The organism is Pontiella agarivorans, from assembly GCF_034531395.1.
In the GTDB taxonomy this organism is placed as follows: Bacteria; Verrucomicrobiota; Kiritimatiellia; order Kiritimatiellales; family Pontiellaceae; genus Pontiella; species Pontiella agarivorans.
The window spans coordinates 1,237,403-1,263,324 of the sequence record NZ_JARVCO010000010.1 but is presented as its reverse complement, the minus strand read 5'-3'; the positions used below and the strand labels follow the sequence as shown (position 1 = coordinate 1,263,324).

At 55.7% G+C, this 25,922-nt stretch carries 29 protein-coding genes; 2 read left to right on the top strand and 27 right to left on the bottom strand.

All coding sequences use genetic code 11. The features are described 5' to 3' along the window. Window positions 1-45 precede the first annotated feature (45 nt). The 6 genes from P9H32_RS12795 to P9H32_RS12770 form a co-directional block, all read right to left on the bottom strand. Window positions 46-684 (bottom strand): DNA-3-methyladenine glycosylase I, encoded by a 639-nt coding sequence (locus P9H32_RS12795; protein ID WP_322609292.1) that lies wholly within the window; start codon window positions 682-684, stop codon window positions 46-48. Window positions 685-694: 10 nt separating this feature from the next. After that, entirely contained in the window at window positions 695-1,021 is a 327-nt protein-coding gene (locus tag P9H32_RS12790; protein ID WP_322609291.1) for a TfoX/Sxy family protein, read from the bottom strand. A 153-nt stretch (window positions 1,022-1,174) separates the two neighbouring features. Further along, on the bottom strand, window positions 1,175-1,624 hold the full coding sequence (locus tag P9H32_RS12785; protein ID WP_322609290.1) for a DUF3795 domain-containing protein: 450 nt from the start codon (window positions 1,622-1,624) through the stop codon (window positions 1,175-1,177). A 66-nt stretch (window positions 1,625-1,690) separates the two neighbouring features. Next, window positions 1,691-2,266 carry a TetR/AcrR family transcriptional regulator gene (locus P9H32_RS12780; RefSeq protein WP_322609289.1) on the bottom strand — a complete coding sequence of 192 codons (576 nt, stop codon included), beginning with the start codon at window positions 2,264-2,266 and terminating at the stop codon, window positions 1,691-1,693. Window positions 2,267-2,440: 174 nt separating this feature from the next. Then, window positions 2,441-3,130, bottom strand: coding sequence for a DUF2293 domain-containing protein (locus P9H32_RS12775; RefSeq protein ID WP_431311701.1), 690 nt, complete (start codon window positions 3,128-3,130; stop codon window positions 2,441-2,443). 41 nt (window positions 3,131-3,171) lie between these two features. Beyond that, window positions 3,172-3,915, bottom strand: a complete 744-nt coding sequence (locus P9H32_RS12770; protein WP_322609287.1) for a peroxiredoxin-like family protein — start codon at window positions 3,913-3,915, stop codon at window positions 3,172-3,174. Between the two features lie 214 nt (window positions 3,916-4,129). Here P9H32_RS12770 and P9H32_RS12765 point away from each other — a divergent pair, with 214 nt between their 5' ends. After that, window positions 4,130-5,299, top strand: coding sequence for an MFS transporter (locus P9H32_RS12765; RefSeq protein WP_322609286.1), 1,170 nt, complete (start codon window positions 4,130-4,132; stop codon window positions 5,297-5,299). Between the two features lie 10 nt (window positions 5,300-5,309). On the opposite strand, the gene P9H32_RS12760 is transcribed toward P9H32_RS12765, so the two are convergent. The 9 genes from P9H32_RS12760 to P9H32_RS12720 all read right to left on the bottom strand — a co-directional run bounded on the left by P9H32_RS12760 (window position 5,310) and on the right by P9H32_RS12720 (window position 11,405). Next, window positions 5,310-6,011 (bottom strand): YczE/YyaS/YitT family protein, encoded by a 702-nt coding sequence (locus tag P9H32_RS12760; protein ID WP_322609285.1) that lies wholly within the window; start codon window positions 6,009-6,011, stop codon window positions 5,310-5,312. 558 nt (window positions 6,012-6,569) lie between these two features. Beyond that, the gene (locus tag P9H32_RS12755) at window positions 6,570-7,304 is read right to left on the bottom strand and encodes a DUF4386 domain-containing protein (RefSeq protein WP_322609284.1); all 735 of its coding nucleotides are present in this window, start codon (window positions 7,302-7,304) and stop codon (window positions 6,570-6,572) included. 44 nt (window positions 7,305-7,348) lie between these two features. After that, window positions 7,349-7,819, bottom strand: coding sequence for a VOC family protein (locus P9H32_RS12750; protein ID WP_322609283.1), 471 nt, complete (start codon window positions 7,817-7,819; stop codon window positions 7,349-7,351). Between the two features lie 36 nt (window positions 7,820-7,855). After that, window positions 7,856-8,293, bottom strand: coding sequence for an SRPBCC domain-containing protein (locus tag P9H32_RS12745; protein WP_322609282.1), 438 nt, complete (start codon window positions 8,291-8,293; stop codon window positions 7,856-7,858). 78 nt (window positions 8,294-8,371) lie between these two features. Further along, a complete protein-coding gene (locus P9H32_RS12740) occupies window positions 8,372-8,839 on the bottom strand; it encodes a hypothetical protein (protein ID WP_322609281.1) in 468 nt (155 codons plus the stop codon). A gap of 48 nt (window positions 8,840-8,887) precedes the next feature. Further along, window positions 8,888-9,280, bottom strand: coding sequence for a nuclear transport factor 2 family protein (locus P9H32_RS12735; protein ID WP_322609280.1), 393 nt, complete (start codon window positions 9,278-9,280; stop codon window positions 8,888-8,890). 83 nt (window positions 9,281-9,363) lie between these two features. Then, on the bottom strand, window positions 9,364-9,768 hold the full coding sequence (locus P9H32_RS12730) for a VOC family protein (RefSeq protein WP_322609279.1): 405 nt from the start codon (window positions 9,766-9,768) through the stop codon (window positions 9,364-9,366). Between the two features lie 98 nt (window positions 9,769-9,866). Next, on the bottom strand, window positions 9,867-10,484 hold the full coding sequence (locus P9H32_RS12725) for a nitroreductase family protein (protein WP_322609278.1): 618 nt from the start codon (window positions 10,482-10,484) through the stop codon (window positions 9,867-9,869). Between the two features lie 15 nt (window positions 10,485-10,499). Continuing rightward, window positions 10,500-11,405 carry an EamA family transporter gene (locus P9H32_RS12720; protein WP_322609277.1) on the bottom strand — a complete coding sequence of 302 codons (906 nt, stop codon included), beginning with the start codon at window positions 11,403-11,405 and terminating at the stop codon, window positions 10,500-10,502. Window positions 11,406-11,510: 105 nt separating this feature from the next. Here P9H32_RS12720 and P9H32_RS12715 point away from each other — a divergent pair, with 105 nt between their 5' ends. Next, window positions 11,511-12,056 carry a MarR family winged helix-turn-helix transcriptional regulator gene (locus P9H32_RS12715; protein WP_322609276.1) on the top strand — a complete coding sequence of 182 codons (546 nt, stop codon included), beginning with the start codon at window positions 11,511-11,513 and terminating at the stop codon, window positions 12,054-12,056. 98 nt (window positions 12,057-12,154) lie between these two features. On the opposite strand, the gene thiE is transcribed toward P9H32_RS12715, so the two are convergent. From thiE to P9H32_RS12655, 12 genes are all read right to left on the bottom strand, one after another. Then, window positions 12,155-12,805, bottom strand: a complete 651-nt coding sequence (gene thiE, locus P9H32_RS12710; protein WP_322609275.1) for a thiamine phosphate synthase — start codon at window positions 12,803-12,805, stop codon at window positions 12,155-12,157. Between the two features lie 2 nt (window positions 12,806-12,807). Then, window positions 12,808-13,602 (bottom strand): hydroxyethylthiazole kinase, encoded by a 795-nt coding sequence (gene thiM / locus P9H32_RS12705; protein WP_348534485.1) that lies wholly within the window; start codon window positions 13,600-13,602, stop codon window positions 12,808-12,810. Window positions 13,603-13,706: 104 nt separating this feature from the next. Next, complete coding sequence (locus P9H32_RS12700) at window positions 13,707-14,027, bottom strand: hypothetical protein (protein WP_322609273.1); 321 nt, start codon at window positions 14,025-14,027, stop codon at window positions 13,707-13,709. Window positions 14,028-14,420: 393 nt separating this feature from the next. After that, window positions 14,421-15,761 carry a TolC family protein gene (locus P9H32_RS12695; RefSeq protein ID WP_322609272.1) on the bottom strand — a complete coding sequence of 447 codons (1,341 nt, stop codon included), beginning with the start codon at window positions 15,759-15,761 and terminating at the stop codon, window positions 14,421-14,423. Beyond that, window positions 15,758-18,913 carry an efflux RND transporter permease subunit gene (locus tag P9H32_RS12690; protein ID WP_322609271.1) on the bottom strand — a complete coding sequence of 1,052 codons (3,156 nt, stop codon included), beginning with the start codon at window positions 18,911-18,913 and terminating at the stop codon, window positions 15,758-15,760. Before P9H32_RS12690 ends, P9H32_RS12695 begins: the two co-directional genes overlap by 4 nt. A gap of 35 nt (window positions 18,914-18,948) precedes the next feature. Further along, a complete protein-coding gene (locus P9H32_RS12685; protein ID WP_322609270.1) occupies window positions 18,949-20,175 on the bottom strand; it encodes an efflux RND transporter periplasmic adaptor subunit in 1,227 nt (408 codons plus the stop codon). Window positions 20,176-20,359: 184 nt separating this feature from the next. Beyond that, window positions 20,360-21,007 (bottom strand): DsbA family oxidoreductase, encoded by a 648-nt coding sequence (locus P9H32_RS12680; RefSeq protein ID WP_322609269.1) that lies wholly within the window; start codon window positions 21,005-21,007, stop codon window positions 20,360-20,362. A gap of 12 nt (window positions 21,008-21,019) precedes the next feature. Then, on the bottom strand, window positions 21,020-22,057 hold the full coding sequence (locus P9H32_RS12675; protein ID WP_322609268.1) for an NADP-dependent oxidoreductase: 1,038 nt from the start codon (window positions 22,055-22,057) through the stop codon (window positions 21,020-21,022). A 20-nt stretch (window positions 22,058-22,077) separates the two neighbouring features. Then, window positions 22,078-23,241 (bottom strand): iron-containing alcohol dehydrogenase, encoded by a 1,164-nt coding sequence (locus P9H32_RS12670; protein WP_322609267.1) that lies wholly within the window; start codon window positions 23,239-23,241, stop codon window positions 22,078-22,080. Continuing rightward, a complete protein-coding gene (locus P9H32_RS12665; protein ID WP_322609266.1) occupies window positions 23,234-24,043 on the bottom strand; it encodes a haloacid dehalogenase type II in 810 nt (269 codons plus the stop codon). The genes P9H32_RS12670 and P9H32_RS12665 overlap by 8 nt, the downstream gene beginning before the upstream one ends. Before the next feature lie 60 nt (window positions 24,044-24,103). Beyond that, entirely contained in the window at window positions 24,104-25,042 is a 939-nt protein-coding gene (locus P9H32_RS12660; RefSeq protein ID WP_322609265.1) for a ketopantoate reductase family protein, read from the bottom strand. An 80-nt stretch (window positions 25,043-25,122) separates the two neighbouring features. After that, a complete protein-coding gene (locus P9H32_RS12655; protein ID WP_322609264.1) occupies window positions 25,123-25,857 on the bottom strand; it encodes an SDR family oxidoreductase in 735 nt (244 codons plus the stop codon). Window positions 25,858-25,922 lie beyond the last annotated feature (65 nt).

Below are 25,922 nucleotides of genomic sequence, written 5' to 3'. Positions count from 1 at the left end.
ACCAGCCCGTCAAATGATGCCCCTAAGCGCTGGATAACCTCCGCGCTAACGGGGCCGCTCAAACGCACGGCGTTCACGCTCAACGGTCTCCCGGATGGCACAGCCTTCCACATGATCATTCACCAAACCCATGGCCTGCATAAACGCATAAGCCGTTGTCGGCCCGAAAAATTTCCAGCCGCGTTTTTTCAGATCCTTGCTTAATGCCTGCGAGGTCTTCGTGATGCTGGGAATCGGCGTATCGGTCTGCTCCCCGATTTGCGGCTCGCGGGAGTCCGGCTCCCACTGCCAGATATAGCGCGCCAGCGAGCCGAATTCGTGCACCAGTTCCTGCGCCCGCCGGGCATTATTGATCGTTGCTTCAATTTTTCCGCGGTGACGGATAATGCCCTCATTTTGTACGAGCGCCGTAACATCGGCGTCACCAAATTCCGCAATCCGGTTAAAATCGAATCCGGCAAAGGCCGCGCGGAAATTTTCCCGTTTACGCAGAATAGTCAGCCAGGAGAGGCCCGACTGGAACCCCTCCAGACAGATCTTCTCAAAGAGCCGGGTGTCGTCCGCCACCGGACGCCCCCACTCCTCATCGTGATATTTCCGGTAAATATCCGGCCCATGCCCCCACCGGCACCGCGGGATTCCGTCATCACCTGCAATCAGATAACTGCTGTTCGGTTCACTCATCGTATTTCGATCATTTCTTTTTCAGTTGAATCTCAAACGCCTCCGCCGCCCATTCCGGCAACGCGTCCCGGTCTTCAAGAATATCCGCCGGGAGTTCCCAGTACGACATGATCATCGGCTGGTCTTCCCACGGATGAAACGGGGCCGAGCCGGCGGCTTCATACTTTTCGCGGTTGGAATCATCCACCTTCAGATAAACCGCATCGTCAGCCACCAGCCCGAACATTTTCCCTTCGCGAAAAAGCCCCGCACCGCCGAACATTTTCCGCAACGATACATCACCCCATTCACGAAACTGATCGAGTACATATTCAAGAAATTCGTTGGATACCGACATTTTGGATTCCCTATTTGTATAAGGTATAGATCGCCCGCCGAGAGAAGCCTACTCCGTTTTAAAGCAATCCTCTTTTCCGGTAGAGTTTGGATGCAATGAAGGTAGCGACCACTGTTTCAAGCAGGGTAAGGGGTGTCGTAATGAGTTCAGGACTTACTGCTCCACTAATGCCGGGGCCTGTCCGTAAACAAATTTTCCGTTGAAATATATCTGCTGAATCAAAGCCGCCTCTTTGGCCCATGCTTCCAGGCCGATCAGGCGGATTCGGCTCAGGTTATACATCTTGGTGTTATGCGGCGCCCGATCCGATCCATCCACAACCGGCATGAGATTTTCGCACGGGAATTCGGCACACTCCGAACAGTTGTGCAGGCCTTTCTCCACCACACATTTTTTCATTTTACAACCCTGGCAATCCGTCATCGGCGCTTCAAAGCTACACCCTTTTTCACTACGGCAACCCCTACAGGCCACATCGGAAATATCCATCTTCAGCATCGCCGCAACGTTCCCCGCCAACTCGTCAGTAATATTATCCTTGTAGTAGGCACAGGCCCAGCAGGCCAGCCCGCACGGAGCGGTTAGTTCTTTAGCGTTGATCATATGTCTACTGCTCCTTTTCCTTGCTGCGCCTAAATTGACTAATCAGTCAAATAATGATCAAAAAAATTACTGCTTCAGCGAGCGCTTCATAATTTCGATAACGCCCCTCATCTGCTCCCTACCCAGGGCAGTTTTTCCCATTAATGCCAGCCCCTGCCCGTAGGTAACCATCGTGGTGGCCAGCACGTCGGTATCGCGATCAGCCGGCAGATCGCCGCCGTCGACGGCCTCCTGAAAAATATCTTTGAGGATAGCGCGAAGAGAACTCAGCTGGCTGTCCATTTCTTTCGCAACCCGCTCATGTGTTGCGCCGAATTCAGCCACGCAGTTTCCTATAAAACAGCCGCACTCCGTTGTCCTCTGCCAGAAATCAAAAATACGATCAATCTTTTCAAACGGAGTTTCCGCTCCGGCAACAGCTTCGCGCAGCATGGTGTGCAGGCGAGTACTGTAAAGGTCGATCGCCTCGAAAAGCAGTTTTTCCTTGTTTCCGAAAGTGTTGTAGAAACTCTGTCGCTGAATGCCCATATGCTCCAGCAGTTCGGCCAGCCCGGTCGCTTCATAGCCCTTGCGCCAAAGCAGCTCCATCGCTTTCAGAAGCACTTCTTCGCGATCGAATGATAATGGTTTTCCTCGTGACATGGGCGCAATCTAGATCTTATTTGACCAAACAGTCAATATAAATTTCCAACGTTCGGAAACAGTCACCCATTGATGCAAACACGAGCATTCCCTAATAAATGGGAATATAAGGTTCATTGTCCCGCGTTTAAGCTGTTCCAACGGAAAGACGATCTAAAAGCGGGACGACATACCTTAACGCAACGCCCGCGCCAGCGGGCAGAGGTCCCGGTCAATATCCCGTCCCTGCCGATAGGCCGAAAGAATCTTTTTGGATTGCTGCGCCAGCTCGCGCCGGACTTCCCTGCGCCGGCCTTTAACCAGCGGAATATGCATATTGTCGTAGGCGGTGGTGGCGTGCCGCATCCAGGCGATGACGGCGGCCGACGCGCGGTCTTCAATCGGGATGCGTTCGGTGCGGGCCACGGTTCCACTGCCGACCGGCACAGCGTGCGCACAGATCAGTTTGGCCATCTTTTCAGCTTCGGCCTGATAGCGCGGATGGAAATCCAGCCAGTTCAGCAATGCTTCATAAAACATGACCTCATATTCGGCCTGCTTTCTTTCCCGGCGTTTCAGATCGGCTTCGCGCTTTCTGGCATAATCGGGGGCCGCACGCTTTTCCGCAACAAGGCGTTTGGCCTCCGCAATATTTTCCGCAGGAGCCCAGACGCCATCGGAAAATACTTTGCGGCCTTTTTTGCGCGTAGCCGTCCAGCTCGGGCCAAGACTTTTCAGCGTTTTGGTTACAGCGGCGTCACCCGGTTTAAGACAGTCCCAATGCTCGGGAATATCCAGCCTCCTCCCCTGTTTGTCCCACACGAAACGGTGAAACGGACTCGGGGAAGAGGTAACCAGAAGAGTTTCATGTTCAGGGTCCTTCATCATCCATACAGATTATCAGAATCCCCCGAACAGAATCACCCTCATTTTTTCAGTGCCGCAGTAATTTCAGCAGGTTCAGCCCGGTTGCGGTAATCCGCATCGAGGAAGGCATACGTAATTTTTCCATCCTGATTGATCACATACGTCGCCGCCAGCGGCAGCTCGGCAGATTCATTTCCATTGTAATCCGACAGCCCGAACTTTTCCTCATAAATCGCCGCCACTTCATCGGTCAGCTTGAACACCACGCCGTATTCGCGGGCCACGGTATTGTTCAAATCGCTCAGCACCTGAAATTCCAGTTCATTTTTCTCCGCCGTACTCATGGATTTATCCGGCACTTCCGGCGTCAGCGCAAACAGCGTCGCACCGGCGGCTTTGAAATTCGGCAGCTCTTTCTGCATGGCATGCAGCGTCAGATTGCAGTACGGACACCATCCCCCGCGATACCACATCAGCACCACCGGCCCCTCTTTCAGCGCATCACTCAGTCTGACCTTTTCGCCCGACGCATTCATCAGCTCAAAATCGGGAGCAACATCTCCAACCTGTTTTGCATGCTGCAGAATCCCGCTGTCAATGACGGCCTGAATTCCCTCGGCATAGATCTTCTTCACATCCGCCGGGGCTTTTGCACCGAATGCGGTTTTCCGGCTCTCCAACTGGGCTTTCAGACTGGCTTCTGTCTGTTCTGTGCTCATTTCTGATTCTCCTGATTCTTCTGTGCAGGAAACCAGCAGGGTGGTTACGGCAAGCATAGCTCCGGCAGTTTTTAACACATTCATGCGATTCTCCTTGTTTTTAAACCCCTATGGAGTCCCTCCTTACGGCCGGCGTTCAATCTTTAACCAGTGTTTTACACAAAGATCATCACCTTCATTCGAAGCCGAACAGTCCGCACATTTCTTGACATCTTGCGGGCGGAACCTATTTTCGACCGGATCTTTTCACCGCCCCTTGTGCAGAAGATCATTTTTTAACCCTGAAATACACCGCCATATGTCCACTCCAGAAAATCAAACTTCGGATCAGCCCCTGCGATCATTAACCATCGCGGTTTTCATCACCTATCTCACCGTCGGCCTGCCGTTACCGGTTATTCCGCTGTTTGTGCACAACACCCTCGGACTCAGCAATACGATGGTCGGTCTCGCGATCGGAATTCAGTTCCTCTCCACCGTTGCCACACGCGGCTATGCCGGCGGACTGGCCGACCGCTACGGCGCCCGCCGCGCCGCCATGCAGGGCCTCGCAGCCTGTGCTCTGGCAGGCGTGGCCTACCTTTCAGCGGCCCTGCTTCCGGTTTCCGTACACTGGAAATTTGCAGCGCTGCTGATCGGCCGGATTATTCTCGGCTTCGGCGAAAGCCAGCTGCTCACCGGCACACTCGCCTGGGGATTCGGACTGGCCGGCCCCGGCCAGTCCGGAAAAGTCATGTCATGGGTCGGCATGGCGATTTTCGGCTCCCTGGCCGCCGGCGCCCCGATCGGCCTTTGGTTTAATCAGCATTGGGGCTTTGCTTCATTAGGTCTCTCCACCCTGCTGCTTCCACTGCTGGCCTGGCTGATCAACCGCCGCGTTCCGGCCGTCGCCCCCCACCCCGGCACGCGTCTGCCCCTCGCAAACGTCATCGGTAAAATCTGGCGCCCCGGACTGGTTCTGGCGCTGCAGGGCGTCGGTTTTGCCGTCATTGGCGCCTTCACCTCACTCTTCTTTCATGCAAACCAATGGAACCACGCCGGACTGGCCCTGTCCTTTTTCGGTTTAGCCTTTGTACTGCTGCGCATAGTTGCCGGACACCTCCCGGACAAACTCGGCGGCATACAGATCACGGTCGTCTCGCTGCTGGTTCAGATGACCGGCCTGCTGTTGCTCTGGAAATCCGGCAGCAGCCAAATGGCCTGGATCGGGGCCGCATTGGCCGGCGGAGGATGCTCCCTGATTTTTCCCGCCATGGGTGTGGAAGTGGTTAAACTCGTGCCGCCGCAGATGCGCGGTACCGCGATTGGAGGTTATGCCGCATTTCTGGATATTTCCTATGCCATCACCGCCCCGCTGGCCGGAATACTGGCGACCTCGCACGGCTACGCTTCCGTCTTCCTCGCCGCCGCCGGCTGCGCGGCCCTCGCCGTTCTCATCACCCTCCGCTTTGCACAACGGCGTCCCTGAAAACGGTAACTCAGGATTCGTCTCTCTGCACAGAGACCGGAACGGTTGCTGCCGCGACACCGCCGCTCAGCCACCCATCAACTACCGACAACTTCCGGCTGTAGAACTTAACAAACAGCCCAACCAGCAGAGCGGCCGCCAGCGTCCCCTCACGAATCCCTTTCAACTGATGCAGCAGCACAAAAGAACTCAGAAGCCCCACAAGAACCAGCGCACTGTCCACCCCGATCTTTACTTTGCCGAACTCGTGCTCAAACTTCTCGACCACCGCCGCAACAAACCCCTCGCCGGGCAGATAAGTCAGATCGGACTTCACCTCCAGAAAAACGCCGAATCCCAGCACCGCACAACTGAGCATGCACCAGAAAGCCCGCAGCCCGTAAGAGGATACCGGCAGATCCGCCAACAGGAGCAGCGCCAGATCAATAAACATGCCGAAGACCATCACCGCCGGAAGCTGAATCAGCTGAATAATACGGTAGTTTCTTCGCAGCAAAATCACCTGCAGAACCATCAGTAGGATGTTCAGCAGAATCGTCAATTGTCCAACGGAGAGCGAGGTCTTCAAACTGTAGACATACGGAACGCACGAAATCGGTGATACCCCGAGATCCGCCTTGATCGATAAAGCGACCGCAACAGCCATAATAAAAAGGCCGGTCATAAAGAGAGCAATTTTTTTAACCAACGTAGAGAGTTTCATTGAATACATCTTTCTTTCCCCGGCTGAACCCGGGAAGGTGAGCGATGCAGGATAAGGACTCATTCGATTTTGTCAAACGGTCCATCATGCCGGTTCGCTCACATCCGGCAGATGAATATGGCAGAGACAGCCCAGCCAGTCACCGATCAGACCGGCCGGCATCATAATGCCGATGAGCATATTGAAAAACGCCACATAGTCCACGCGGTTTTCACCGGGCGCTATCAGGTCTGTCGATTGCGATAGAGGGCCAAAAACGGATAAAATATTCTACGCAACCGACCGGCGCGGCAAGGACGGCTAAAGGAGCTATTCCTACCTTTCCAATGATTGGAAGCGCTCTTAATTTCAGAGGTGCCCACTGTGCGGTTGCGCATGCTGTACCGCAGACATCCCACCTGCCCGCATTGGTATTGGGAGGGGCGTTATTGCGGCCGATAGTAACCTGCAGCTTGTCGGTGCATTCGCAAATGACACGAATGCCAGCGGGCCCAACCCGGATACAGCAGCGCCACCACCTCATGAAATAGCCAAAAGTAGTCGTTTCGACCTCGGCCAAGCCGGTCTTCAGAACCGAGGCCTTCCAGGGATCTGCCGGCTTTCGGCCGATGGAGTCCCCACTCCCCTGATGAACAGCCACAGACCAAACGAGAGTTCGGCAATCAGCGGGATGACGTAGAACACCTGAACGAACGGCAGAAAGTCCGGCAACAGAAAACGGATGTAACCGCCCACAAGATAAACGGCCGCGGCGGCTTGAAGGCCATAGCCCAGAAACGCGGGGAACAGGCGGGATTTGATCAGCAGGTATCCGAGTATGAAGTTGGAGACCGCAAAAAACAACAGGCCGAGATCATAACCGTGTCCGTGCAGATCCAGCAGAAGCAGCGCGAGCGCCTGAGACTGCTGTTCGGCAAAAAGGCTTCCATATCCGCTTTCGTCCAACAGGAGCAAAGCACCGAGGCAGTGCAGCAGACCGGCGCCCAATATCGCGGCCTGTACTAACCGGAAGGCGGTAGCCGTCAGAGCCAGGGTTTTGCCCGTGGATTTCAACAGGGTATAGAAAAGGATCGCGATGGCGACATCGCAAAAGAGCATGATGGTGTCGGCCGCAAAGCCGGCCCTGAACAGCATATCGGAAGCCCGGATGTTGGCCGCCGTCAGGGTGGGATCGCCGAACTCGATCAGGCGCATTCGAACCCCCGCCTCGGCGAATATGCCGCACACAATGATCACGAGATACAGCAATCCGGCGAGCCTCGCCATAGGAGCGAGCCGTATGCTGTTGGCATTTTCCTGCATTGCGATACTCCTTGAATCAACCGGCATAGGATTGCGCACGATCGTCAGCGGTCTATCGCTGACAGAACACGTCGATTTAAATCCGGGTTCAGGATGGATGCGTCATAGAAAACCAGTTCAACCGAGTTGCCGTCGGGATCGTGCATGTATATCGAACGCCAGCCGAAAGCCGGGTGCTCATCGAACGCCAGTGCGACGTTCATATTCTGCAACCGCTCCCTCTCAAGGGCGAAGTCCTTTGCTTCGAGAGCAAAGGCGAAGTGATGCAGCGTGCCCGATCTCGAATCCGCCCGGCCGCTCTTCATGTGACGCGGCCCGCTGTAGGCATGTTTTGAGTCGAATATCACGAGCAGTTGAGGATGACCCTCTAAATCATCGGCCACCTTGAGGAAGGTGGTGGTGCCCGGCGCAGCGAAGAGTTCAAGCCCGATGACTTCATGGTAGAATTTCACCAATGCTTCCGGTTCCTCGCTGCGGAGTACGAGTTCTCCCAATCGTTTTTTCTGCACGATCATAATCAAACCTCCTGTGCGTTTTACGTTAAGAATGATTTATATGCCGGATTTCTCTGCTCTTTCTTTGAGTGCCTGATTCATTTGCTCAAACCCGGCCCGGGTGTCTTGACCAAGGCTTTTCCACATGAGCGGAACAAGCAGACCGCCAAATTTTTCTTGTTGAAGCAGCACGCAACCGGCTTCACTGGATTTGATTATAAAAATATGTTCGCCGTCAAACAAACCGGGAAACAGAAAGTGCCCCAGCCAGCTGAACTCTTTTTCTTCTGTGGCTGATTTTACGGTCGGTTTAAATGTCATTTCCTTGCCGCTAGGCGTTGCAATGCGAACCGTGAGCCTTGCGCCGACACGAACTTTCCCCTCAACCGTTCTGATGAATGGGTTCCATTCAGGGAACTTTTCGAAATCCGTGAGGACATCCCACACGCGCTCGGGAGATGCCGATATATGAACTTCAGTTTCAATGATCTTCATACTTTCTCCATTGGTTTTTCTATATTCAGGTACAGCGTGCAACTGATGTTGCGCGGGAACATAATTGAAAATAATGCACTATATTTTCGCGTTCATGGTAGCCATAAGGTAACCGGCCAGATCCGGGTTGGAAGCCTGCATCAGAACAAACTCAACCCAGGCCCGACGTTCGTGGCCGATCAGATAAAGGTCCCAGGTGCAGGCGGCCAGACCGGTAGGTGTCATGTATTCCAGCTCTGAAGGACAGTCGGAACGTGATACGTAGACGTGATGGTTCAACTCATTTTCATCAGCCCACCAATCCACAAAAACAAAGTTTCCTGTTTTTCCCTGATGAATACCCGCAAACCCTACTCCATAATGTTTGGTTCCGGATGCGCTCTTCTTTAAACGTTCCGTGATCACATGGCGGGCGGCTTTAACGAGGATCGAATCGAGCGGAGCCTCGGTATATGTAATGCTGTAAGCTTTTAGCCTCCATTCGCCGATTTCCCAATGATCAAGAAATCGAATGGGTCGGGGGCGGTACGCTTCGGACAATTTCATGTTCAGCCTCCATTCAAACTGTATTTTCGATGCTTATGCTGGACCCGGTCAAAGCTCATCGCTGATCATCGCTGTTTCGCGGAATACTTTCCATACCCCGTCGCATTTTCTTAGATTCAGCGAAAACACCACCTTTTGGCGTTCGATGTCCATCGCAACGTGACGGATGACAACGACGTAGCCGTAATCGCCTGAGATATCCAAATGGACGAAATTCACGGTTTCTTCCAAGGGACTTGCGCCGGAGTCGCGCTTCGCTTTGAAAAATTCATAATTCTGTTCGTAATTTAGAATCGCCACCTGGCTGGACGGATCGATGATGACGACCTTCAAGTCGGGGGTGTAGATATTCCCGAACTCGTTCAGATTGTAGTTGCACCCGCTGTGAATAAGGTGCTCAACAGCGGCTTTAAGTTCTTTTTCCGGTTGGGTTAGTTTCACAGTAGCCTCCTATGGTGGAATGTCAGTGTTTTGTAAGTGATACGTTTGGATCCTCGGCCGGAAACCGTGCCGGCCTTAAGCTGTTAGGGCTGTTGATTCCATTTGTCGTTTTGAAGTACGACCCGGTAACCATCGAGGTCTTCGAATGTTTTGCCACATGCATCCCAATATGGATTAAACGACGGTACCCGGAGAAAACCGGAGGACTCCATTTGCTCGCATCGCTCGGCCCACCCGGCAGCATCCTCGATATAGAATACAAGCAGGTGGTCTTCTGTCGGCGCTTTTCCGACGCAATCCCCGCGGTGGTGGGTAAACTCCAGATGGTATGCTGCCCCGGGAATACCCAGAATAACGCCATCAAAACCCTCATGATCCTCAAACCGGGCTAACACCTCGAAGCCAAGGCCTTTCTCATACATGGCTGCAATTTCCGGTAGGTGGTCTGTTGGACGGGCAACGCGCATTGTTGTCTTGGGGAATATCATTCTTCGCTCCTTTCAGTTCGTATTTCGATTTAGCGAGCAGGGATCTTCAGGCATGCATTGTCCTGCAGATCCTGTCCTTTTTTTATCAGCGTCCATGCTCAGCGAAACTCTAAGACCTCCTCCGTGGCCCGGCGCTGTTTCTGCGGCCAGTTCCCCTCGGCGGCATGGCCGACGGCCACCAACATCACGGGGAGCCGGGCCGGGTCCAGGCCGAAGGCGTCCATCACGCCCGCCGGATCAAAACCGCCCATCGCTCCGCTGGCCAGCCCCATGCCCTCGGCCGCAACCATCAGGCTCATCGCCGCCAGCGAGGCGGAGCGGATGGCTTCATCGCGCCGGGCCTGTTCGTTTTCCCCATACGAAGCCTTCGCCATTTCGACCCACGTTTCCCGGATCGCATCGGTGATCATACCGGCCTCCACAGAAGGCTGCAGGGTTTCGTGCAGCCGTTCATGAGCGTCGAGTTCGCCGCACACGATAAACACGGCCGATGCGGCGAGAATCTGGGGCTGGTTATAGGCGAGCGGATGCAGGAGCTCGCGGGCCTCATCGGACTGAATGGCAATGAAGTGCCAGTTCTGCAGGTTGAACGCGCTCGGTGCTCGTGTCGCGAGCCGGACAAGTTCCTGCAGCACATCGGCCTCCAGTTTGCGTGACGGATCGAATTTTCCCGTTGAGACGCGGGATTCCAACAGTTCCTGTACGGTTTTTTTCATGTTTCCACTCCTTATTTACGGGTTGTTTTTTTCATCAGTTTGACGGCCTCCCGGGGAGACCGAAATAAGCCATTGCAAGGCCAGCACCGATCCCAGAACCAACCCCATGGCTGTAATTTGCAAGGGGGTCAGCGACTGGCCAAGCAACGCCCAGCCAAACACGATGGCAGTCAAAGGGCTGAGCAGGCCGAGGGAAGAGACGGCCACCGGCGAAAGCCGTGAAATGCCGCGAAACCAAAGCACATAGGCCAACAGTGCGCCGAACAGAGCCAGATAGAGATAACCGGCGAAATGGCGCATTTCGAGGGCGGGCAATGGCGGGTCCAGCAGGATCGCAAACGGAATGAGGGCCAAACCGCCCAGCGTAAGTTGCCAGCCGGTAAATGCCAGTATAGGCATCCGGTTTCGCCACCGGCGCGAAAGAAATGTGCCGGACGCAATGCATACCGTTCCCGCTACCGCGGCGGTCAGACCAAGCGGATCCCACCGGTCTCCGGGCGAGACAAACAGCAGGGCCATCCCGGACACCGCCAGCCCGGCCACGCCGGCGGCGGCGATGCCCGGACGATCGCTGTCCACACACCAGGCCATGAGCATTACCAGCAGCGGGGACAGAGCCCCGACCACCGCGGCTACCCCGCCGGGCAGGCGGTAGGCCGCAATAAAGAGCAGCGCCTGAAAGAAGCCGATGTTGAGCAAGGACAGCACCCCGATTCTGAGCCAATGCGAACGCGGAATGGCGTGGCGGGTCCAGGCCACCAGTAACAGCCCCGCCGGCAGCGTGCGGATCAGCGCTGCCGTGAAGGGCCGCCCGGGAGGGAGCCACTCAGTGGTAACCAGATAGGTGGTGCCCCAGATGACCGGGGTCACGGCCGTCAGAGCTGTGTCGAGCAGGGTTGAGATGTGTTTTTTTGTATTCATACCTATTTACCTTCAATTCAAGATATCTGGACGGTAGCGCGTTTTATCTTGAGTTCAAGATAATAAAGCGTAGAAATACCCCACCTGTTAAAAATAAGGAATCCGATGCAGAAAACTGAAACGAACGAACAACCTCAAACCGACCGGGTCGACGTCATTCTGGATCAATGGCGCAGAGAACGACCGGATCTTGAACTGGCGGCCATGGGCACGATTGGACGCATTAAACGAAGTGCGGCTTTTGCCCAGCGAAACCTCGGCGAAGTATTTTCCGTCTACAACCTGACCTTATGGGAATTCGATGTCCTGGCCACGCTGCGGCGCTCCGGAAAGCCCTGCCGCATGAGCCCCACCGAACTGTTTTCCATGCTCATGATCACCTCCGGCACCATGACCCACCGGATGAATCGTCTCGAAACCCGGGGCCTAATCGAACGGCTGGCCAACCCCGCCGATTCGCGCAGCCGGCTGGTGCAGCTAACCAAGAAAGGCTTCGACCTGATCAATGAAGCCGTTTCGGCACACGTCGATAATATCGAGGCCTTGCTGGCCCCGCTCGGATCCGATGACCGGGATGAGCTCGACCGCTTACTCAGGAAGGTCCTATCCATTCTCGAACCGCCCGCGCCGGACCTCACCGAAAAAGAATAAAGAAGAGCGCCTCAATGAGGCAGGCTAAAACATATTGGACTTTTTAAAGCTTCCACCGGGGCGGTTCTGTACATTTTTTCCAATGCTTGGAAAAATCGTTACGGATGGGTTGAGCGCAGGGCGTGGTCGATTTGATTGCGGATTCGGCGGGCGGCCTGCTGCGGATCGGCGGCCTGACAGATGGCGGAGACGACGGCGAGGCAGTCGGCGCCGGCGCGGATGACGTCGCCCGCATTTTCGGCGTTGATGCTGCCAATAGCGACGAGGGGCTTGTCGGTACGTTCCCGAATAGTGCGGATGCCGTCGAGGCCCCATTCGGTGACGGTATCGGTTTTGGTCGGGGTCCTGAAGACGGGGCTGATGCCGAAGCAGTCGGCGAGTTCCGCGTCCTGCGTTTCAAGCTGGTCGAGCTGTTCGATGGAGTAGCCGAGCGAGCGGCAATCCGCCCAGACGGAGCGGATGCGGGCGGGTGAACAGTCGCTGCGGCCGACGTGGATGCCGAAGGCGCCCGACTGCATAGCAACGTCGAGATTATCGTTGATGATCAATGGAACATCATAGGTCTGCAGCATCGTCTGCAGGCGTTCGGCTTTGCGGAGGAATTCTTCGGGCGTCGCGTGTTTTTCGCGCAGCTGCACCACATCGACGCCGCCCTGCACGGCCTGCTCGGCCACTTGGACAAAATCGCGGCCGGCGCAGTCTGCCTCGGAAATTACCAGATACAGCCGATAAGGAAATGGATTGGCCATGATCAGGCCTCGATGCGCAGGGTGTTTTTGAATTCGTCTTCGGTCAGATTGTAAAGTTTATCAAGCAGGTTCATCTGCAGACTGCCGGGACCGTTACTGTTTTTTTCGGCGAGTTCGCCGGCAATACTCAGCAGGGCCGTTGCGGCGGCCACGGCTTCGGCGCTGTTTTCAGTCACGGCAAGAAACGCGCCGATCAGCGCGGTTGCGGAACAGCCGAGTCCGGTAACGCGCGTCATCAGCGGTGTGCCGTTGTGAATCTGAATAACCGGCTGATCGGATACGATAAAATCAGTTTCGCCGGAAATACCCACAACCGCGCCGGTGAGTTTGTGCAGGGCCTTTGCGGCGTCCAGCGCTTCCGAACTCTGCGCGGTGCTGTCGACACCTTTCGTCCTGCTTTGATTCGCATTGGCCAGCGCCAGAATTTCGGAGGCGTTACCGCGAATCGCCGTCGGGCGCAGGGCAATGAGGCGCGATAGAACCTGATCACGATAAGATGTAGCCCCTGCGCCGACGGGATCGAGAATCCACGGTTTTTTAAGCGCCCGCGCCCGGCGGGCCGCCTGTAGCATGGCATCGGACCACGCATGATCCAAGGTTCCGATATTCACCACTAGCGCATTGCAGAGCGCAACCATTTCATCTATTTCCCGGAGGGCATGAGCCATGATCGGCGAGGCCCCGACCGCCAGCAGCGCATTGGCGGTATTGTTCATGACCACGTAGTTGGTAATGTTCTGTACCAATGGAGACTGAGTGCGAACGGCAGAAATATGTTTCCAAAGTTTTTCTTTCATCATTTTCGATCCGGCGAAGATTAATCATAAAAAAAGCGTAACCCGTAAAGAGCTACGCTTTTACCTTCACCGGATCAACTCCGGAAACGGAATAATCCGTTCGTTCAACGATTACGCGAACGGGACTGCAATCCCGGCGGAACAAAGTGCGGCAGCCGTTCGGGCTGACGCCGGTCATAGCCAATCCGTTTGCGCATCGGATTCCGGACCTGTACAGTCCAGCGGATCAATTCCCCGACAATACAGATCGGCGCAACCGCCAGTAGCGACATAAACAGCACTTCAGAGAAACGGGCATCGATGATACGGTGCATAATCAGGGCCACAATCAACCCGACAGCCGGTGCCAGCAGTAACGCACCGAATGTGATTGCATCACCTGCGGTCCTATCGCTTTCCCGTTCTTTCATGACATTTGTTTTCATGGTCTGTTTTCCTTTCTTCAGAAATCAACATTCCATTCCCGGGATTACAAACCCGGAGCTTTTCGGAATAATCTGATTTCCAATTTATCGCCATTTTCTTAAAAAGAATTTTGACGAATCATTCTATACTTCTGTTCAATTGCTGCGGCTTATAGAACATCCCCGGCAAAAACTGCAGTATTTTTTTGTTTTATTTTCATTCAGATTAATGCTATATTATAATGTTTTTTGCTTACACATTAATTCAGCGTAGTTTACGACGACGGCGCGGTTGATCCGCAACGTAACACCGGGGGTGATTTCTCGGTTTCAATCCGGCTTCTTTTGTTTCGCCTGCGGTTTAAACCCGGCTTTTCCCTCGCGGAAAATACTGCAGGCACCCCGAAAAGAACCTTAATAGATCCCCAGCGATTTATAGAGCCGGACCACACTTTTCGCCTGGGCGGCTTCGGCTGAAACCAGCGCGGAATCGGCATCGTTCGCCGTGCGCTGTGCATCAAGCACATCCAGGAACGAAACCTCACCCTCGCGGAACAGCGCTTCCGAAAGCTTCAGTGCCCGGGCGGAATTTTTATAGGCTTTCTCAAGCGAACCGCGTTGCTCACGAATACGGGCATAGTCGGTCATTGCACTTTCCACATCGGCCACGGCCTGCAGTACCGTCTGCCGAAGCTGTTCATAAGCCTGTCTTTCACGCGCTTCCGCAGCATCAATCTGCCCTTCAACACGGCCGAAATCGATCAGATTGACCGCCCCGTCGATGGCTCCCTGCCAGATCCGGGCGGAATCGAAAAGAACCCCGTCGGCAAAACCGAAGAATCCGCTCAGACTGATCGTCGGATAAAGTTCCGCCACAGAAACCTCGACGAGCGCGGAATTGGCTTCGAGTACAGCCGCCGCCCGGCGGATATCCGGGCGTCCGGCCATCACATCAACCGGTGCCAGAAGCAGCGGTGTACTGTCCGCCCCCGGAATAACAGCAGTGTCCGCATGCGGAATCCGCAGTTCCTGCGACGGCCGTCCGGTCAATACCGCCAGCTGCAACCGTGCATTCTCCGCCAGACGTCGAAATTCCGGAATTGAGGCGCGAGTGGTATTCACCAGACTTTCTGAACGCTCCACATCCAATCGCGGTGCTTCACCGTGGGCATGCTGCTGCTGCACCAGCTTCAATGTATTTTCCTGCGCCTTCAGATTTTTTCCCGCAATCGCACGCTGTTTTTCGGCCGCCCGGAAATCGATATACGTGCGGACCACCTCCGCCGCAAGCGAAAGTTCCACCCCCTGGAGATCAGCCTCCAGCGCCCGCAACTGTGCATCGGCCGCATTCAGTGTATTCCGGTTTTTACCGAACAGATCAACTTCGTAGGAAGCATCAAACCCCGCCGTATAAAAATTCCCGGTTGATTCCGTCAGCGCCTCGCGCTCGCGGCCGGCGTCCCCACGGATTCCAAGGCTTGGAAAAAGTCCGGCTTTGGCTGAACGGCGAATCCCGCGTGCCTCGCGGATCCGCGCCGCGGCGATCTGCTGCTGCGGGCTGTTGGTCAGCGCGGTTTCCACCAGACCGGTCAGTGCCGGATCGTTGAACGTCGTCCACCAGGCCGAAAGCTCATTCGTAGTCACCGTCGCGGCGGCCCCCTCCCAGGCATCGGGCTGTTTTAATTCCGGCAGTTCCTGCCGGGTCACACAGCCGGCAAGCAGCAGCGGCAAAATCCAAAGTATGGTTAGTTTCATGCGGTCAGTTCCTTCTTTTTCGAAAGGCGGGTCTCGCCCTGTCGAAGCACGATGTAAAAAATCGGGGTAAAAACCAGTCCGAACAGAGTCACGCCGACCATGCCCGAGAAAACCGCCAGACCGATGGCGCGGCGCATTTCAGAACCGGCCCCTGTACTGAGCATCAGCGGAAGCACCCCTGCAATGAACGAAACGGAGGTCATCAGAATCGGCCGCAGCCGCATGCGCGAAGCATTGATGGCGGCCTGCACAATGGTCTCTCCCTGCCGCTCCAGCTCGCGGGCAAATTCCACAATCAGGATGGCGTTTTTACTCGCAAGACCCGCGAGCACAAACAGGGCGATCTGCGTGAAAATGTTGTTATCCGCCCCGGTGACCCATAACCCGAACATGGCCGAAAGCATACTCATCGGAACAATCAGAATCACCGCCAGCGGCATCGTCAGGCTTTCATACTGGGCCGCAAGAATCAGAAAAATAAGCAGCAGGCAGAGGGGAAAAATATAGATCGCCGTATTACCGGCCAGCTTTTCCTGATAGGTCATTTCCGTCCAGTCAAACGCCATGCCGCGCGGCAGCGTTTCCTCAAGAATCTGCGTAATGGCTTCCTGGGCCTGCCCCGACGAATAACCGGATGCCGCATTCCCGTTAATATCGGCGGAAAGGTACGAGTTATAGCGCATCGCGGTTTCAGGTCCGTAGGATTCCTGCACATCCACCATCGCTCCGAGCGGCACCATATTGCCGTCCAGATTACGGGTCTGCAGCCGGGCAATATCTCCCGGCTGCGAGCGGAAGCGCTTATCCGCCTGCGCAATCACCTGATAGGTGCGTCCGAACTGATTGAAATCATTCACGTAGAGCGATCCCAGATACACCTGCATCGTGCGGAACAATTCATCCACCGGCACACCGAGCTGCTCGGCCTTGGTCCGGTCCACCTCCGCCATCAGTTGCGGAAAATTAACGTTATAACTCGAAAACACCCCGGTCAGCGCCGGATGTTCATTCGCCTTTTTCAGCACCGCCTGCACGGCGTCGTCCAAAGCCTGGGTGCCCTGGTCGGCGCGGTCTTCAATCTGGAGTTTAAACCCGCCCAGTCTACCGAGACCGCGCACCGGCGGCGGCGGAAAGACCGCAATATAGGCTCCGTCGATAGCATTGAACCGCTGCTGCAGTTTGGCGGCAATCGATTTTGCATCCAGCCCTTCGTCTTTGCGGCTTTCAAAATCCTCCAGCGGAATAAACGAAATGCCCGCACCGGGAGAATTCACAAAGCCGTTGATCGACAGCCCGGGGAACATCACCGCATGTTTGACACCATGTTCGGTTTTCATGATCGCGTGCATTTCTCGCAGCACATCTTCGGTCCGCTCCAGCGTGGCCCCCGGCGGAAGCACAGCGAAACTGATCAGATACTGCTTGTCCTGCAACGGCACAAAACCTTTCGGAACAAGTTTGAATGAGAAGACAGCCAGCACCACCAGCAGCGCGTAGATCACCATCGAAACCGTTTTATGCCGGGTCACGCTTTTCAACGTTTTGTCATAGTCCCGCTGGTTGCGGTCGAACATCCGGTTGAAACCGCGGAAAAACCAGCCGAAAGCAAAATCCATAAACCGGGTAAACCGGTCCCGGGGCGCATCCGGCGACCGCAGCAGCAGTGCCGACATGGCCGGACTTAATGTAAGTGAATTAAACGTGGAGATGAACGCCGCAATGGCAATGGTCAGTGCAAACTGCCGATAGAACTGTCCCGTCAGCCCGCTGATAAATGCAATCGGAATAAATACGCCGGCCAGCACCATCGTGGTGGCAATCACAGGACCGGTTACCTCTTTCATTGCTTTAATCGTCGCCTCGCGCGGCGGCAACCCCGCAGCTACGTTCCGGTCGACGTTTTCCACCACCACAATTGCATCATCGACGACAATCCCGATAGCCAGAATCAGCCCGAACAGCGAGAGGACATTAATCGAAAATCCGAACATCAGCATAAAGGCGAATGTCCCGATAATGGAAACCGGCACGGCAAACAGCGGGATGATGGAGACACGCCAGTTCTGCAGAAAGATGATCACCACCAGCGCCACCAGCAATACCGACTGGAACAGGCTGGTGATCACCGAGTCGATCGACTTGCGCACAAAAACCGTCGGGTCGTAGACAATCGAATAGGTTACGCCCTCGGGCATATCTTCCTGCAGCCGTTCCATCGCGGCACGCACGTCCGCGGAAATCTGCAAGGCATTGGCTCCCGGCGAGGCAAAAATGGGAATGGCCACAGCCTGACTGCCGTCGAGCAGCGACCGCAGAGCATAGGTCTGGGCATCCAGCTCAATGCGCGCCACATCGCTCAAGCGTGTAACCACACCGTCTTCACTGCGTTTGATGATGACCTGACCGAACTCCTCGGCCGACTGCAAACGGCCCTTTACATTTACCGGCATCTGCACCTGCACCGAATCGTCGTATGGCGGACCGCCAATCAGTCCGGCCGCCACCTGCACGTTCTGGCGACGGATGGCATCCACCACTTCAGATGGCGTCATGCCGAGTTCAGCCACCCGATTGGGATCGAGCCAGATACGCATCGCATAGTCCCCCGCTCCGAACGCACGAACCTCACCGACACCGCCGATTTTGGCCAGCTCATCCTTGATGTGCAGGCTGGCATAGTTCCGAAGGTAAAGCATGTCATAGCGGTCATCCGGCGAGTGCAGATGAATGACCATAGTCAGATCGGGCGAACTCTTCGTGACGGTAACCCCGAGCGAGCGCGTAACATCCGGCAGGCGCGGCAGTGCCTGGGTTACCCGGTTCTGCACCAGCTGCTGTGCAAGGTCCGGATCGGTTCCGATGGCAAAGGTCACGCGCAGCGTCAACGAGCCGTCGGAGGTCGCGAGCGAATTCATGTAGAGCATGTTTTCGACGCCGTTGATCTGCTCTTCCAGCGGCGTTGCCACCGTTTCGGCGATTTCTGTAGGGTTCGCCCCCGGGAACGAGGCTTTCACCACCACCGACGGCGGCGTGACTTCCGGATATTCCGCCACAGGCAGCTTGAACATAGCGATCAGACCGCCGATTAAAATCAGCAGAGAAAGAACGGATGCAAAAATCGGGCGGTCTACAAAATAGCGGGAGAGATTCATAAATTAATCCTGGTTGAGGCGATACAGCGGCCGAATCAGTTGCTGGCGGAAAGCTGCTGCCCGGGGCCGGCCGGCTGTGCTGCAGTCTTTACGATGGGTTCAACGGGCATACCCGGACGGATGCGCATAAGGCCGGCGGTGATGACCATTTCGCCCTCTTCCAGCCCGCTTTCAATCACGCGACGGCCGGCAATATTTTCACCAAGAATAACCTCCCGGTATTCCACAACATGGTCCTGATTCACCACATAGACATATTTGCGGCTCTGATTGGTTCCGATCGCCTTTTCATTCAGCAGAATATGCTCCTGCTTTTCCGGCGAGCCCAGATTCACGCGGACAAACATCCCCGGAACCAGCTCGGTGTTTTCATTCGGAAAAAAGGCGCGGCCGCGGATGGTTCCCGTGGACGCATCAATCTGATTATCCAGACTGTGGACGAAACCTTCATAACGGTTCTGCCCGGCCCCGATAGTAATCTCCACCGGAATTTTGATCTCCCGGTTCCGAATCCCTGCGGCAATGTGGATATGGTCCATATAGGTTTTTTCATCGACTTCAAATTCCGCATAAATGCCCTCATCGGAAACCAGTGTCGTCAGCAACGGCGCGGTCGGCCCTGCAGAGACCAGATTGCCCAGCGTAATTTCGGCGCGGCTGAGCCGGCCGGAAAACGGGGCCTTGATATAGGCATAGTCCAGATTCAGACGAGCCTGCTCAAGCCGCGCTTCAGCGGCCAGTACCGCCGCTTTGGTCAGCTGCATATTGCTGGCGCGTTCATCATACAACCGCTGTGCAATTGCGGATTCCTTAATCAACACTTCCGCCCGTTCCAGCAGCGTCTGCGCAAGTTCACTCTGGGCCCGGGCCGACGAAAGCTCCGCTTCCGCCTGCTGCACGGCCGCCGCATAGGGACGCGGATCGATGACAAAAAGAACATCGCCCTTCTCCACCCGCTGTCCGTCCGCAAACCGGATTTCCGTAATGGCCCCGCTGACCTGCGGTCGGATTTCCGCCCGATCCACCGCCGCCATGCGACCGGAAAATTCACGCCACGTCCGTGTCAGAGTTTCCGACACGAGCTCCACCTCAACCTCCCGGGCCGGAGGTACGGTGACCGGTGCTTCCGTATCCGCCTGCGCCTGCCGCGCGGCGAAAAAGATGCCCCCAACCGCCAGAACCCCGAAGACGGCCAATGAAATAACAACCGGTTTACGCCGAGATGTTGCTGCAACCTGCTCTTCTTTTTCAGTCATGCTCATTTTCCGTCTCCGTTAAAAAATTTCCCTAACAAGGGTTTTGTCATCTGTTGGGTGTGGCTTTTAGTTCTTCTTGAAGGACCATTCAAGTTCTATTTACAAGTCATTTTGGACCGCATCGGCCTGAAAACATTCAGATTAAGTTTCTACACCCTGATAAAGCGTAAGATACGCAAGGGTCAGCACGTTAAAACTGCCCCCTGAAATCATCCAGTATATCGCCATATACGGAAGCCGGCTGCGCACCGTTGAGTACGACCGCCTGATTAAAGATCATGGTGGGCACGCCGGAAATGCCCCGTTCAACCCAGAACTTCTCCCGCCCGCGAATTCGCTGTCGGATCTCATCATCCTGCAAGACCCGCAAGGCCTCATCAACATCAAGGCCGGCCTGCTGCAGCTCACCCTTCAGCACTTCCCGGTCGGAGATATCTTTCTGTTCCTCAAAATATGCAGCAAACAGACGCCTCTGCAGCTCCGTCTGACGTCCCTGCCCTTTTGCATAGTCGATCAGAATATGGGCATCGCGCGTGTTCACCATCTTCATGCCGTCGAAAAAATTAAATATGAACCCCAGCTCGGCCCCGCGTTCCGCCAGCTCCGCTCGAAAGCAATGGCTCTGCTCCGGGGTCGATCCATATTTCCGTGTCATATGGTCCAGCAGGTTTTCCCCTTCGGGCTGCATGTCCGGGTTTAGCTCAAACGGATGCCATTCAAATTGAACCGCCTCTTCCATGCCCCGATCCGCAATCGCCTTTTCCAATCGCCGGAAACCGATCACACACCACGGACAGACCACATCCGAAATAATATCCACTTTAATTGCAGCACACATACTGTTTCTGATCTAGGCAGGATCCGCAACGCGGATAACGAGCTTCCCGTTGTTCCGGCCTTCCAGCAGTCCGATGAAGGCTTCGGGGGCGTTTTCCAATCCCTGGACCATATCCTCGCGAACCCTGACCTTACCGGCCTTAACCCATTCGGTCATTTCGGCGGCGAATTCAGGGTAGCGCGGAGCGTAGTCATCGAAGATGATAAAGCCCTGCATTTTAATGCGCTTGGTCAGAAGTGTTTTCGTCAGCAGCGGCAGACGGTCCGGACCGGGCGGCAGTTCCGTATCGTTGTAATGGGCAATCAGACCGCAAAGCGGAACGCGTGCTTTCGCATTAAGTAACGGAAGAACGGCATCAAAAACTCTGCCGCCGACATTTTCAAAATAGACATCGATCCCGTCCGGACAGACTGCGGCAAGCTGTTCGTTCAAATCGTCAGCGCGATGATCGATACACGCGTCAAATCCGAGTTCTTCAACAGCGACGCTGCACTTTTCAGCGCCGCCGGCAATGCCGACCACACGGCAGCCCTTGAGTTTGGCAATCTGTCCGACGACCGATCCGACCGCACCGGTGGAAGCAGCCACAGCCACGGTTTCGCCGGGCTGCGGCCGTCCGATATCGAGCAGACCCATATAGGCGGTGAAACCCGGCATACCCAGCACACCGAGCGCCAGCGACGGGCGCTCCATCCCCGAATCGAGCCTCACCAGCCCGGTACCGTCCGAAACAGCATAGTCCTGCCAGCCGCTGTAGCCGAGCACGAGATCGCCCTCACTATAATCCGGATGCCGGGACTGTTCCACACGGCTGACCGTGCCGCCGACCATGACGGCATTGAGCTCAACCGGCGGCGCATAAGACGGCCCTTCGCTCATCCGGCCGCGCATGTAGGGATCCAGCGACAGATAAAGGGTGCGCAACAGCACCTCCCCTTTTCCAGGCGTTGGAACTTCTGTTTCTTCCAAACGAAAGTCCGTCGGTTTGGGGGCACCGTGCGGGCGGGCATTCAAGAGGATACGGCGGTTGGATGTTTTGCTTTGTGTCATAATAGATTTTCCCCGATCGGTTATGCTTTCAGGCTGCGCTGGAGAATCCGACGGCTGACGGCAGGTGTAATGTCCTGCTGTTCGCCCAGCGAAGTCATGCCGTGCGCTTCCAGCTGTTCAACAACAGCATCAATCGCCTCTTCACCGAGATCATATGCACCCAGATGCGTAGAAAGTCCTAAGCCTTCGAAAAAAGCTTCTGTTTTTGCGATGGCTTCATCGATGCGGGCCTCGTCATCGCCTTCAGTGATATGCCATACCCGTTCAGCATACTGCAGCAGTTTTTCCGCTTTGACGGTACGCTGTTCGCGCAGCAGCGACGGAAGAACAATCGCCAGCGTCCGGGCGTGATCGATATCGTACAGTGCCGTCAGCTCGTGACCGATCATATGCGTGGCCCAGTCCTGCGGCACACCGGCACCGATCATACCGTTCAGCGCCCAGGTGGTGGTCCACATAAAGTTGGCCCGAACGGCGTAGTCATTCTCGCCTTCGTTGACCTGCGGAGCCAGTTCGACCAAGGTCTGCAGCAGTCCTTCGGCAAAACGATCCTGCACCATGGCCCCGGCGGGCCGGGTCAGATACTGCTCCATAATATGTACAAACGCATCTGCCACCCCGTTAGACAGCTGCCGCTGCGGCAGCGTGTAGGTTTTGGTCGGATCCAGCACGGAGAACTGCGGAAACACATGCGGACTCATAAAAGCCAGTTTGGCATGAAGTTCCGCCCGGGTAACTACCGCTCCGTGATTCATTTCCGAACCCGTGGCAGGCAGAGTCAGCACAGTACCGAAAGGCATAGCCGAATGCACATTGGCGCCGTGCTCGGTCAGAATGCTCCAGGGATCACCTTCAAACGGAATGGCCGCAGCCACAAATTTGGTGCCGTCAATCACGGAACCGCCACCGACCGCCAGCAGAAAATCGACATGCTCCGCCCGGGCGGTTTCCACGGCCCGCATCAGAGTCTCAAACTTCGGGTTTGCTTCGATGCCGCCGAACTCGACTGCCGTACGATCTCCCAGTGCCTGACGCACTTCATCAAGCGTGCCGGTACGACGCGCGCTCTCGCCGCCGTAAAGCACCATCACACGGGCGTCACCCGGAATATGTTCATCGATCGAGGCCGTGCGGTTTTCACCGAAAAGAATCCGGGTCGGGTTGTAAAAATCAAAATTATTCATCGAGGTCTCCTTGTGTTAATGTTGTTTCCAGAAAGATAGACGCGAGTTCTGACAGATCGTTCACGACATAATCCGGCCGCGCGGCATTCGGATAAAGGGTCTTTCCCGGCCGCGCGATAAAAGCGGTCTGCAGGCCGACGTTATCCGCACCCGCCAGATCCCAGGCATGCGCGGCCACCATCAGTACGTCTTCCGGTTGCAGGCCGAGATCGTCGAGCACCATACGATACGCATCCGGATGGGGTTTATATTTCCGGAGCGCCTCAATGGTGTAGAGCGTGTCAAATTGATCGACTAAACCGGCTTTGGTTAATTTGGTTCGTGCTCCGGCATCATTGGAGTTGGTCAGTGTGACCAGTTTAAACCGCCCGTCCTGCTTGAGCGCCTCCAATCCTTCCGGCACATCCGGATGCGGCGGCAAAGAGCGCAACGGGGGAATGATGGCCTCCCGGGCTTCATCAACCGTCATTTCAATGCCCTGGGTTTCAGCCACCATCATCAGCGCCGCCGTCCCGATTTCTCCAAAACTGTGATAGGAATCCGACAACGTTTCCACCAGCGAATAGTGCAGCATCGTGGAAAACCAGAGCGGCAGCAGATCCTCCCGGTTGCCGAGGGCTTCGCCCACTGATTCCTTCAGCGGATCCAAACTCAGCAGCGTTTCGTTAACATCAAAAATAATGACCTTGGGGGGCGGCATATTGTTCTCCTGATTTTCCGGGGTTATCTGAGCACGGGCAACGGTTAATGCGGCGGCAAAAAAGACACCGGCCAAACCGGGGGTTAATCGTGACTGAATCATTTTTATCTCCTGCTTACTTCGTATAAGTTTCCCGGCCGTAATAATGCCGGGGCTGTTCTTTTAATCGCCTGCTGCGCTGCCGACAGAACCGCCGGCTCGGAGTTTGAGAGCAGCATAAATAAACTGATTCACAGGCGTTTCTACACCGTATGTTTTACCGAGCCGTACCAGCGTTCCGTGCATCGCTTCGAGTTCCAGCGGCTTGCCGCATTCCAGATCCTGAAGCATGGACGCTTTGACTGCGGCGGGATATGAATCGATGGCGCGCATCGCGTTTTCCTGTGCGCCGTCCGGCAGGTTGACGCCGCCCGCCCGGGCGACGGTGTCCACTTCACGCAGGCAGGCGAGATACAGCGCCCGCGTGTCGGGATCTTCGCGGGTTGGTCCAATGGGGCATCCGGTGACCGACTGGACGCCCATGGTGCAAATGGCCAGCATGTATTTCATCCAGAGCGCAACGCGAATATCGGCGGGGCGTTCGGCCGCGATGTCCGCTTTTTGCAATACGGACAGCGTGGTCCGGGCGGCCGCTTCATCGGCCTCGTTCAGGGGACCGAGCAGTATCGGTTTTTCGACGCCTGATTGCCGCACCACGCCGGGAGCTATGGCTGAGACGGGTAAATAAGTCAGTCCGCCCAGAATATGTTCGGGATCCGCGAGCACGCCAAGGCGTTCGGCGCTGTCGACTCCGTTCTGCAGGGGAAGAACAATGGTGTCGGGACCTTTGAGTGCGCGCAACGCCGGGGCGATTGCTTCAAAGGCATAGCTTTTGGTCGCAACGATCAATAACTCCACCGGCCCGACGTTATCCGCCCGGTCGGTCGCATGGAAATCGGAAACGCTAAACGATCCGTCATCGCGATGAACCGTCACGCCCTTCGAGCGCAGTGCCTGAAGCGTTGCTCCCCGGGCGATAAAATGAACAGCCGCTCCGCAGCGCGCCAGTTTCGCACCGTAATAACAGCCGAGCGCACCCGCTCCAATGATTCCGATTTTCATAAGTTTTCCCGTTTTGCTTATTGCGCCGTACCGTTCCCGGCGGCGGACATTCACCATGTTCAGATCCGTTTCACGGCCGCCTATGAAAAGTCGGCCATCACGATTTCGTCCGCAAAGTGCTGATAGGCCGCGCCGATCATCTGCCCTCCCGGGTCGGGGTAGACGAAAAAGTCGCCGTTGGCCAGCGCATCCACCAAGGCTTCGCCGACCACCGAAGCCGGGGTTGAGGTCGTCACATCGCAGGCTTCCGCCATATCCGTTACCACGCCGCCGGGGTGCACACTGACCACCTGTACGCCCTTTTTGCTCAGGTCTTCACGCAGCGCCTGGGTCAGCGAATACGCCGCCGCCTTGGAGGCGGAATAGGTTGCAATGTCGGCAAAGTCGCGGAACGACGCCACCGAATTCAACTGAACCAGCGCCCCGTTATTTTTTTCCAGTATGCCGGCAAAAGCGTGTGCCACATTCAGCAGACCGAATACATTGACCTGCAGCTCATCAACCAGATTGGGTTCGGCGCGTTCATCAAGCACCCGGCTGTTCGGAATCGCAATCCCGGCATTGTTGACCACCACATCCACATCCGCGGCCTGTTTGGCCAGCGCCTCGATCGAAACCTTATCAGCCACATCCGCACGGATGGTGACCACCCTGTCGCCATACTGCGCTTCCAGCTCCGCGGCCGATTCCGGCCGACGAACCGCCAGATAAACCTTCTTTGCACCGTGGTTGATAAATGATTCCACAACCGCCCTGCCGATGCCCCGGTTGGCCCCGGTCACCAGCGCGACTTTATCTTCAATAGAAATCCCCATGATTCACTTCCTCCATTCAATATATGTGCTCACTGTGCCGGTCCGGCACCGCTCCCGTCCAGCCC

Coding starts and splice junctions, on each gene's coding strand:
- P9H32_RS12795 (WP_322609292.1), bottom strand. CDS start 684: ATGAGTGAACCGAACAGCAGTTATCTGATTGCAGGTGATGACGGAATC.
- P9H32_RS12790 (WP_322609291.1), bottom strand. CDS start 1,021: ATGTCGGTATCCAACGAATTTCTTGAATATGTACTCGATCAGTTTCGT.
- P9H32_RS12785 (WP_322609290.1), bottom strand. CDS start 1,624: ATGATCAACGCTAAAGAACTAACCGCTCCGTGCGGGCTGGCCTGCTGG.
- P9H32_RS12780 (WP_322609289.1), bottom strand. CDS start 2,266: ATGTCACGAGGAAAACCATTATCATTCGATCGCGAAGAAGTGCTTCTG.
- P9H32_RS12775 (WP_431311701.1), bottom strand. CDS start 3,130: ATGAAGGACCCTGAACATGAAACTCTTCTGGTTACCTCTTCCCCGAGT.
- P9H32_RS12770 (WP_322609287.1), bottom strand. CDS start 3,915: ATGAATGTGTTAAAAACTGCCGGAGCTATGCTTGCCGTAACCACCCTG.
- P9H32_RS12765 (WP_322609286.1), top strand. CDS start 4,130: ATGTCCACTCCAGAAAATCAAACTTCGGATCAGCCCCTGCGATCATTA.
- P9H32_RS12760 (WP_322609285.1), bottom strand. CDS start 6,011: ATGTATTCAATGAAACTCTCTACGTTGGTTAAAAAAATTGCTCTCTTT.
- P9H32_RS12755 (WP_322609284.1), bottom strand. CDS start 7,304: ATGCAGGAAAATGCCAACAGCATACGGCTCGCTCCTATGGCGAGGCTC.
- P9H32_RS12750 (WP_322609283.1), bottom strand. CDS start 7,819: ATGATCGTGCAGAAAAAACGATTGGGAGAACTCGTACTCCGCAGCGAG.
- P9H32_RS12745 (WP_322609282.1), bottom strand. CDS start 8,293: ATGAAGATCATTGAAACTGAAGTTCATATATCGGCATCTCCCGAGCGC.
- P9H32_RS12740 (WP_322609281.1), bottom strand. CDS start 8,839: ATGAAATTGTCCGAAGCGTACCGCCCCCGACCCATTCGATTTCTTGAT.
- P9H32_RS12730 (WP_322609279.1), bottom strand. CDS start 9,768: ATGATATTCCCCAAGACAACAATGCGCGTTGCCCGTCCAACAGACCAC.
- P9H32_RS12725 (WP_322609278.1), bottom strand. CDS start 10,484: ATGAAAAAAACCGTACAGGAACTGTTGGAATCCCGCGTCTCAACGGGA.
- P9H32_RS12720 (WP_322609277.1), bottom strand. CDS start 11,405: ATGAATACAAAAAAACACATCTCAACCCTGCTCGACACAGCTCTGACG.
- P9H32_RS12715 (WP_322609276.1), top strand. CDS start 11,511: ATGCAGAAAACTGAAACGAACGAACAACCTCAAACCGACCGGGTCGAC.
- thiE (WP_322609275.1), bottom strand. CDS start 12,805: ATGGCCAATCCATTTCCTTATCGGCTGTATCTGGTAATTTCCGAGGCA.
- thiM (WP_348534485.1), bottom strand. CDS start 13,602: ATGAAAGAAAAACTTTGGAAACATATTTCTGCCGTTCGCACTCAGTCT.
- P9H32_RS12700 (WP_322609273.1), bottom strand. CDS start 14,027: ATGAAAACAAATGTCATGAAAGAACGGGAAAGCGATAGGACCGCAGGT.
- P9H32_RS12695 (WP_322609272.1), bottom strand. CDS start 15,761: ATGAAACTAACCATACTTTGGATTTTGCCGCTGCTGCTTGCCGGCTGT.
- P9H32_RS12690 (WP_322609271.1), bottom strand. CDS start 18,913: ATGAATCTCTCCCGCTATTTTGTAGACCGCCCGATTTTTGCATCCGTT.
- P9H32_RS12685 (WP_322609270.1), bottom strand. CDS start 20,175: ATGAGCATGACTGAAAAAGAAGAGCAGGTTGCAGCAACATCTCGGCGT.
- P9H32_RS12680 (WP_322609269.1), bottom strand. CDS start 21,007: ATGTGTGCTGCAATTAAAGTGGATATTATTTCGGATGTGGTCTGTCCG.
- P9H32_RS12675 (WP_322609268.1), bottom strand. CDS start 22,057: ATGACACAAAGCAAAACATCCAACCGCCGTATCCTCTTGAATGCCCGC.
- P9H32_RS12670 (WP_322609267.1), bottom strand. CDS start 23,241: ATGAATAATTTTGATTTTTACAACCCGACCCGGATTCTTTTCGGTGAA.
- P9H32_RS12665 (WP_322609266.1), bottom strand. CDS start 24,043: ATGATTCAGTCACGATTAACCCCCGGTTTGGCCGGTGTCTTTTTTGCC.
- P9H32_RS12660 (WP_322609265.1), bottom strand. CDS start 25,042: ATGAAAATCGGAATCATTGGAGCGGGTGCGCTCGGCTGTTATTACGGT.
- P9H32_RS12655 (WP_322609264.1), bottom strand. CDS start 25,857: ATGGGGATTTCTATTGAAGATAAAGTCGCGCTGGTGACCGGGGCCAAC.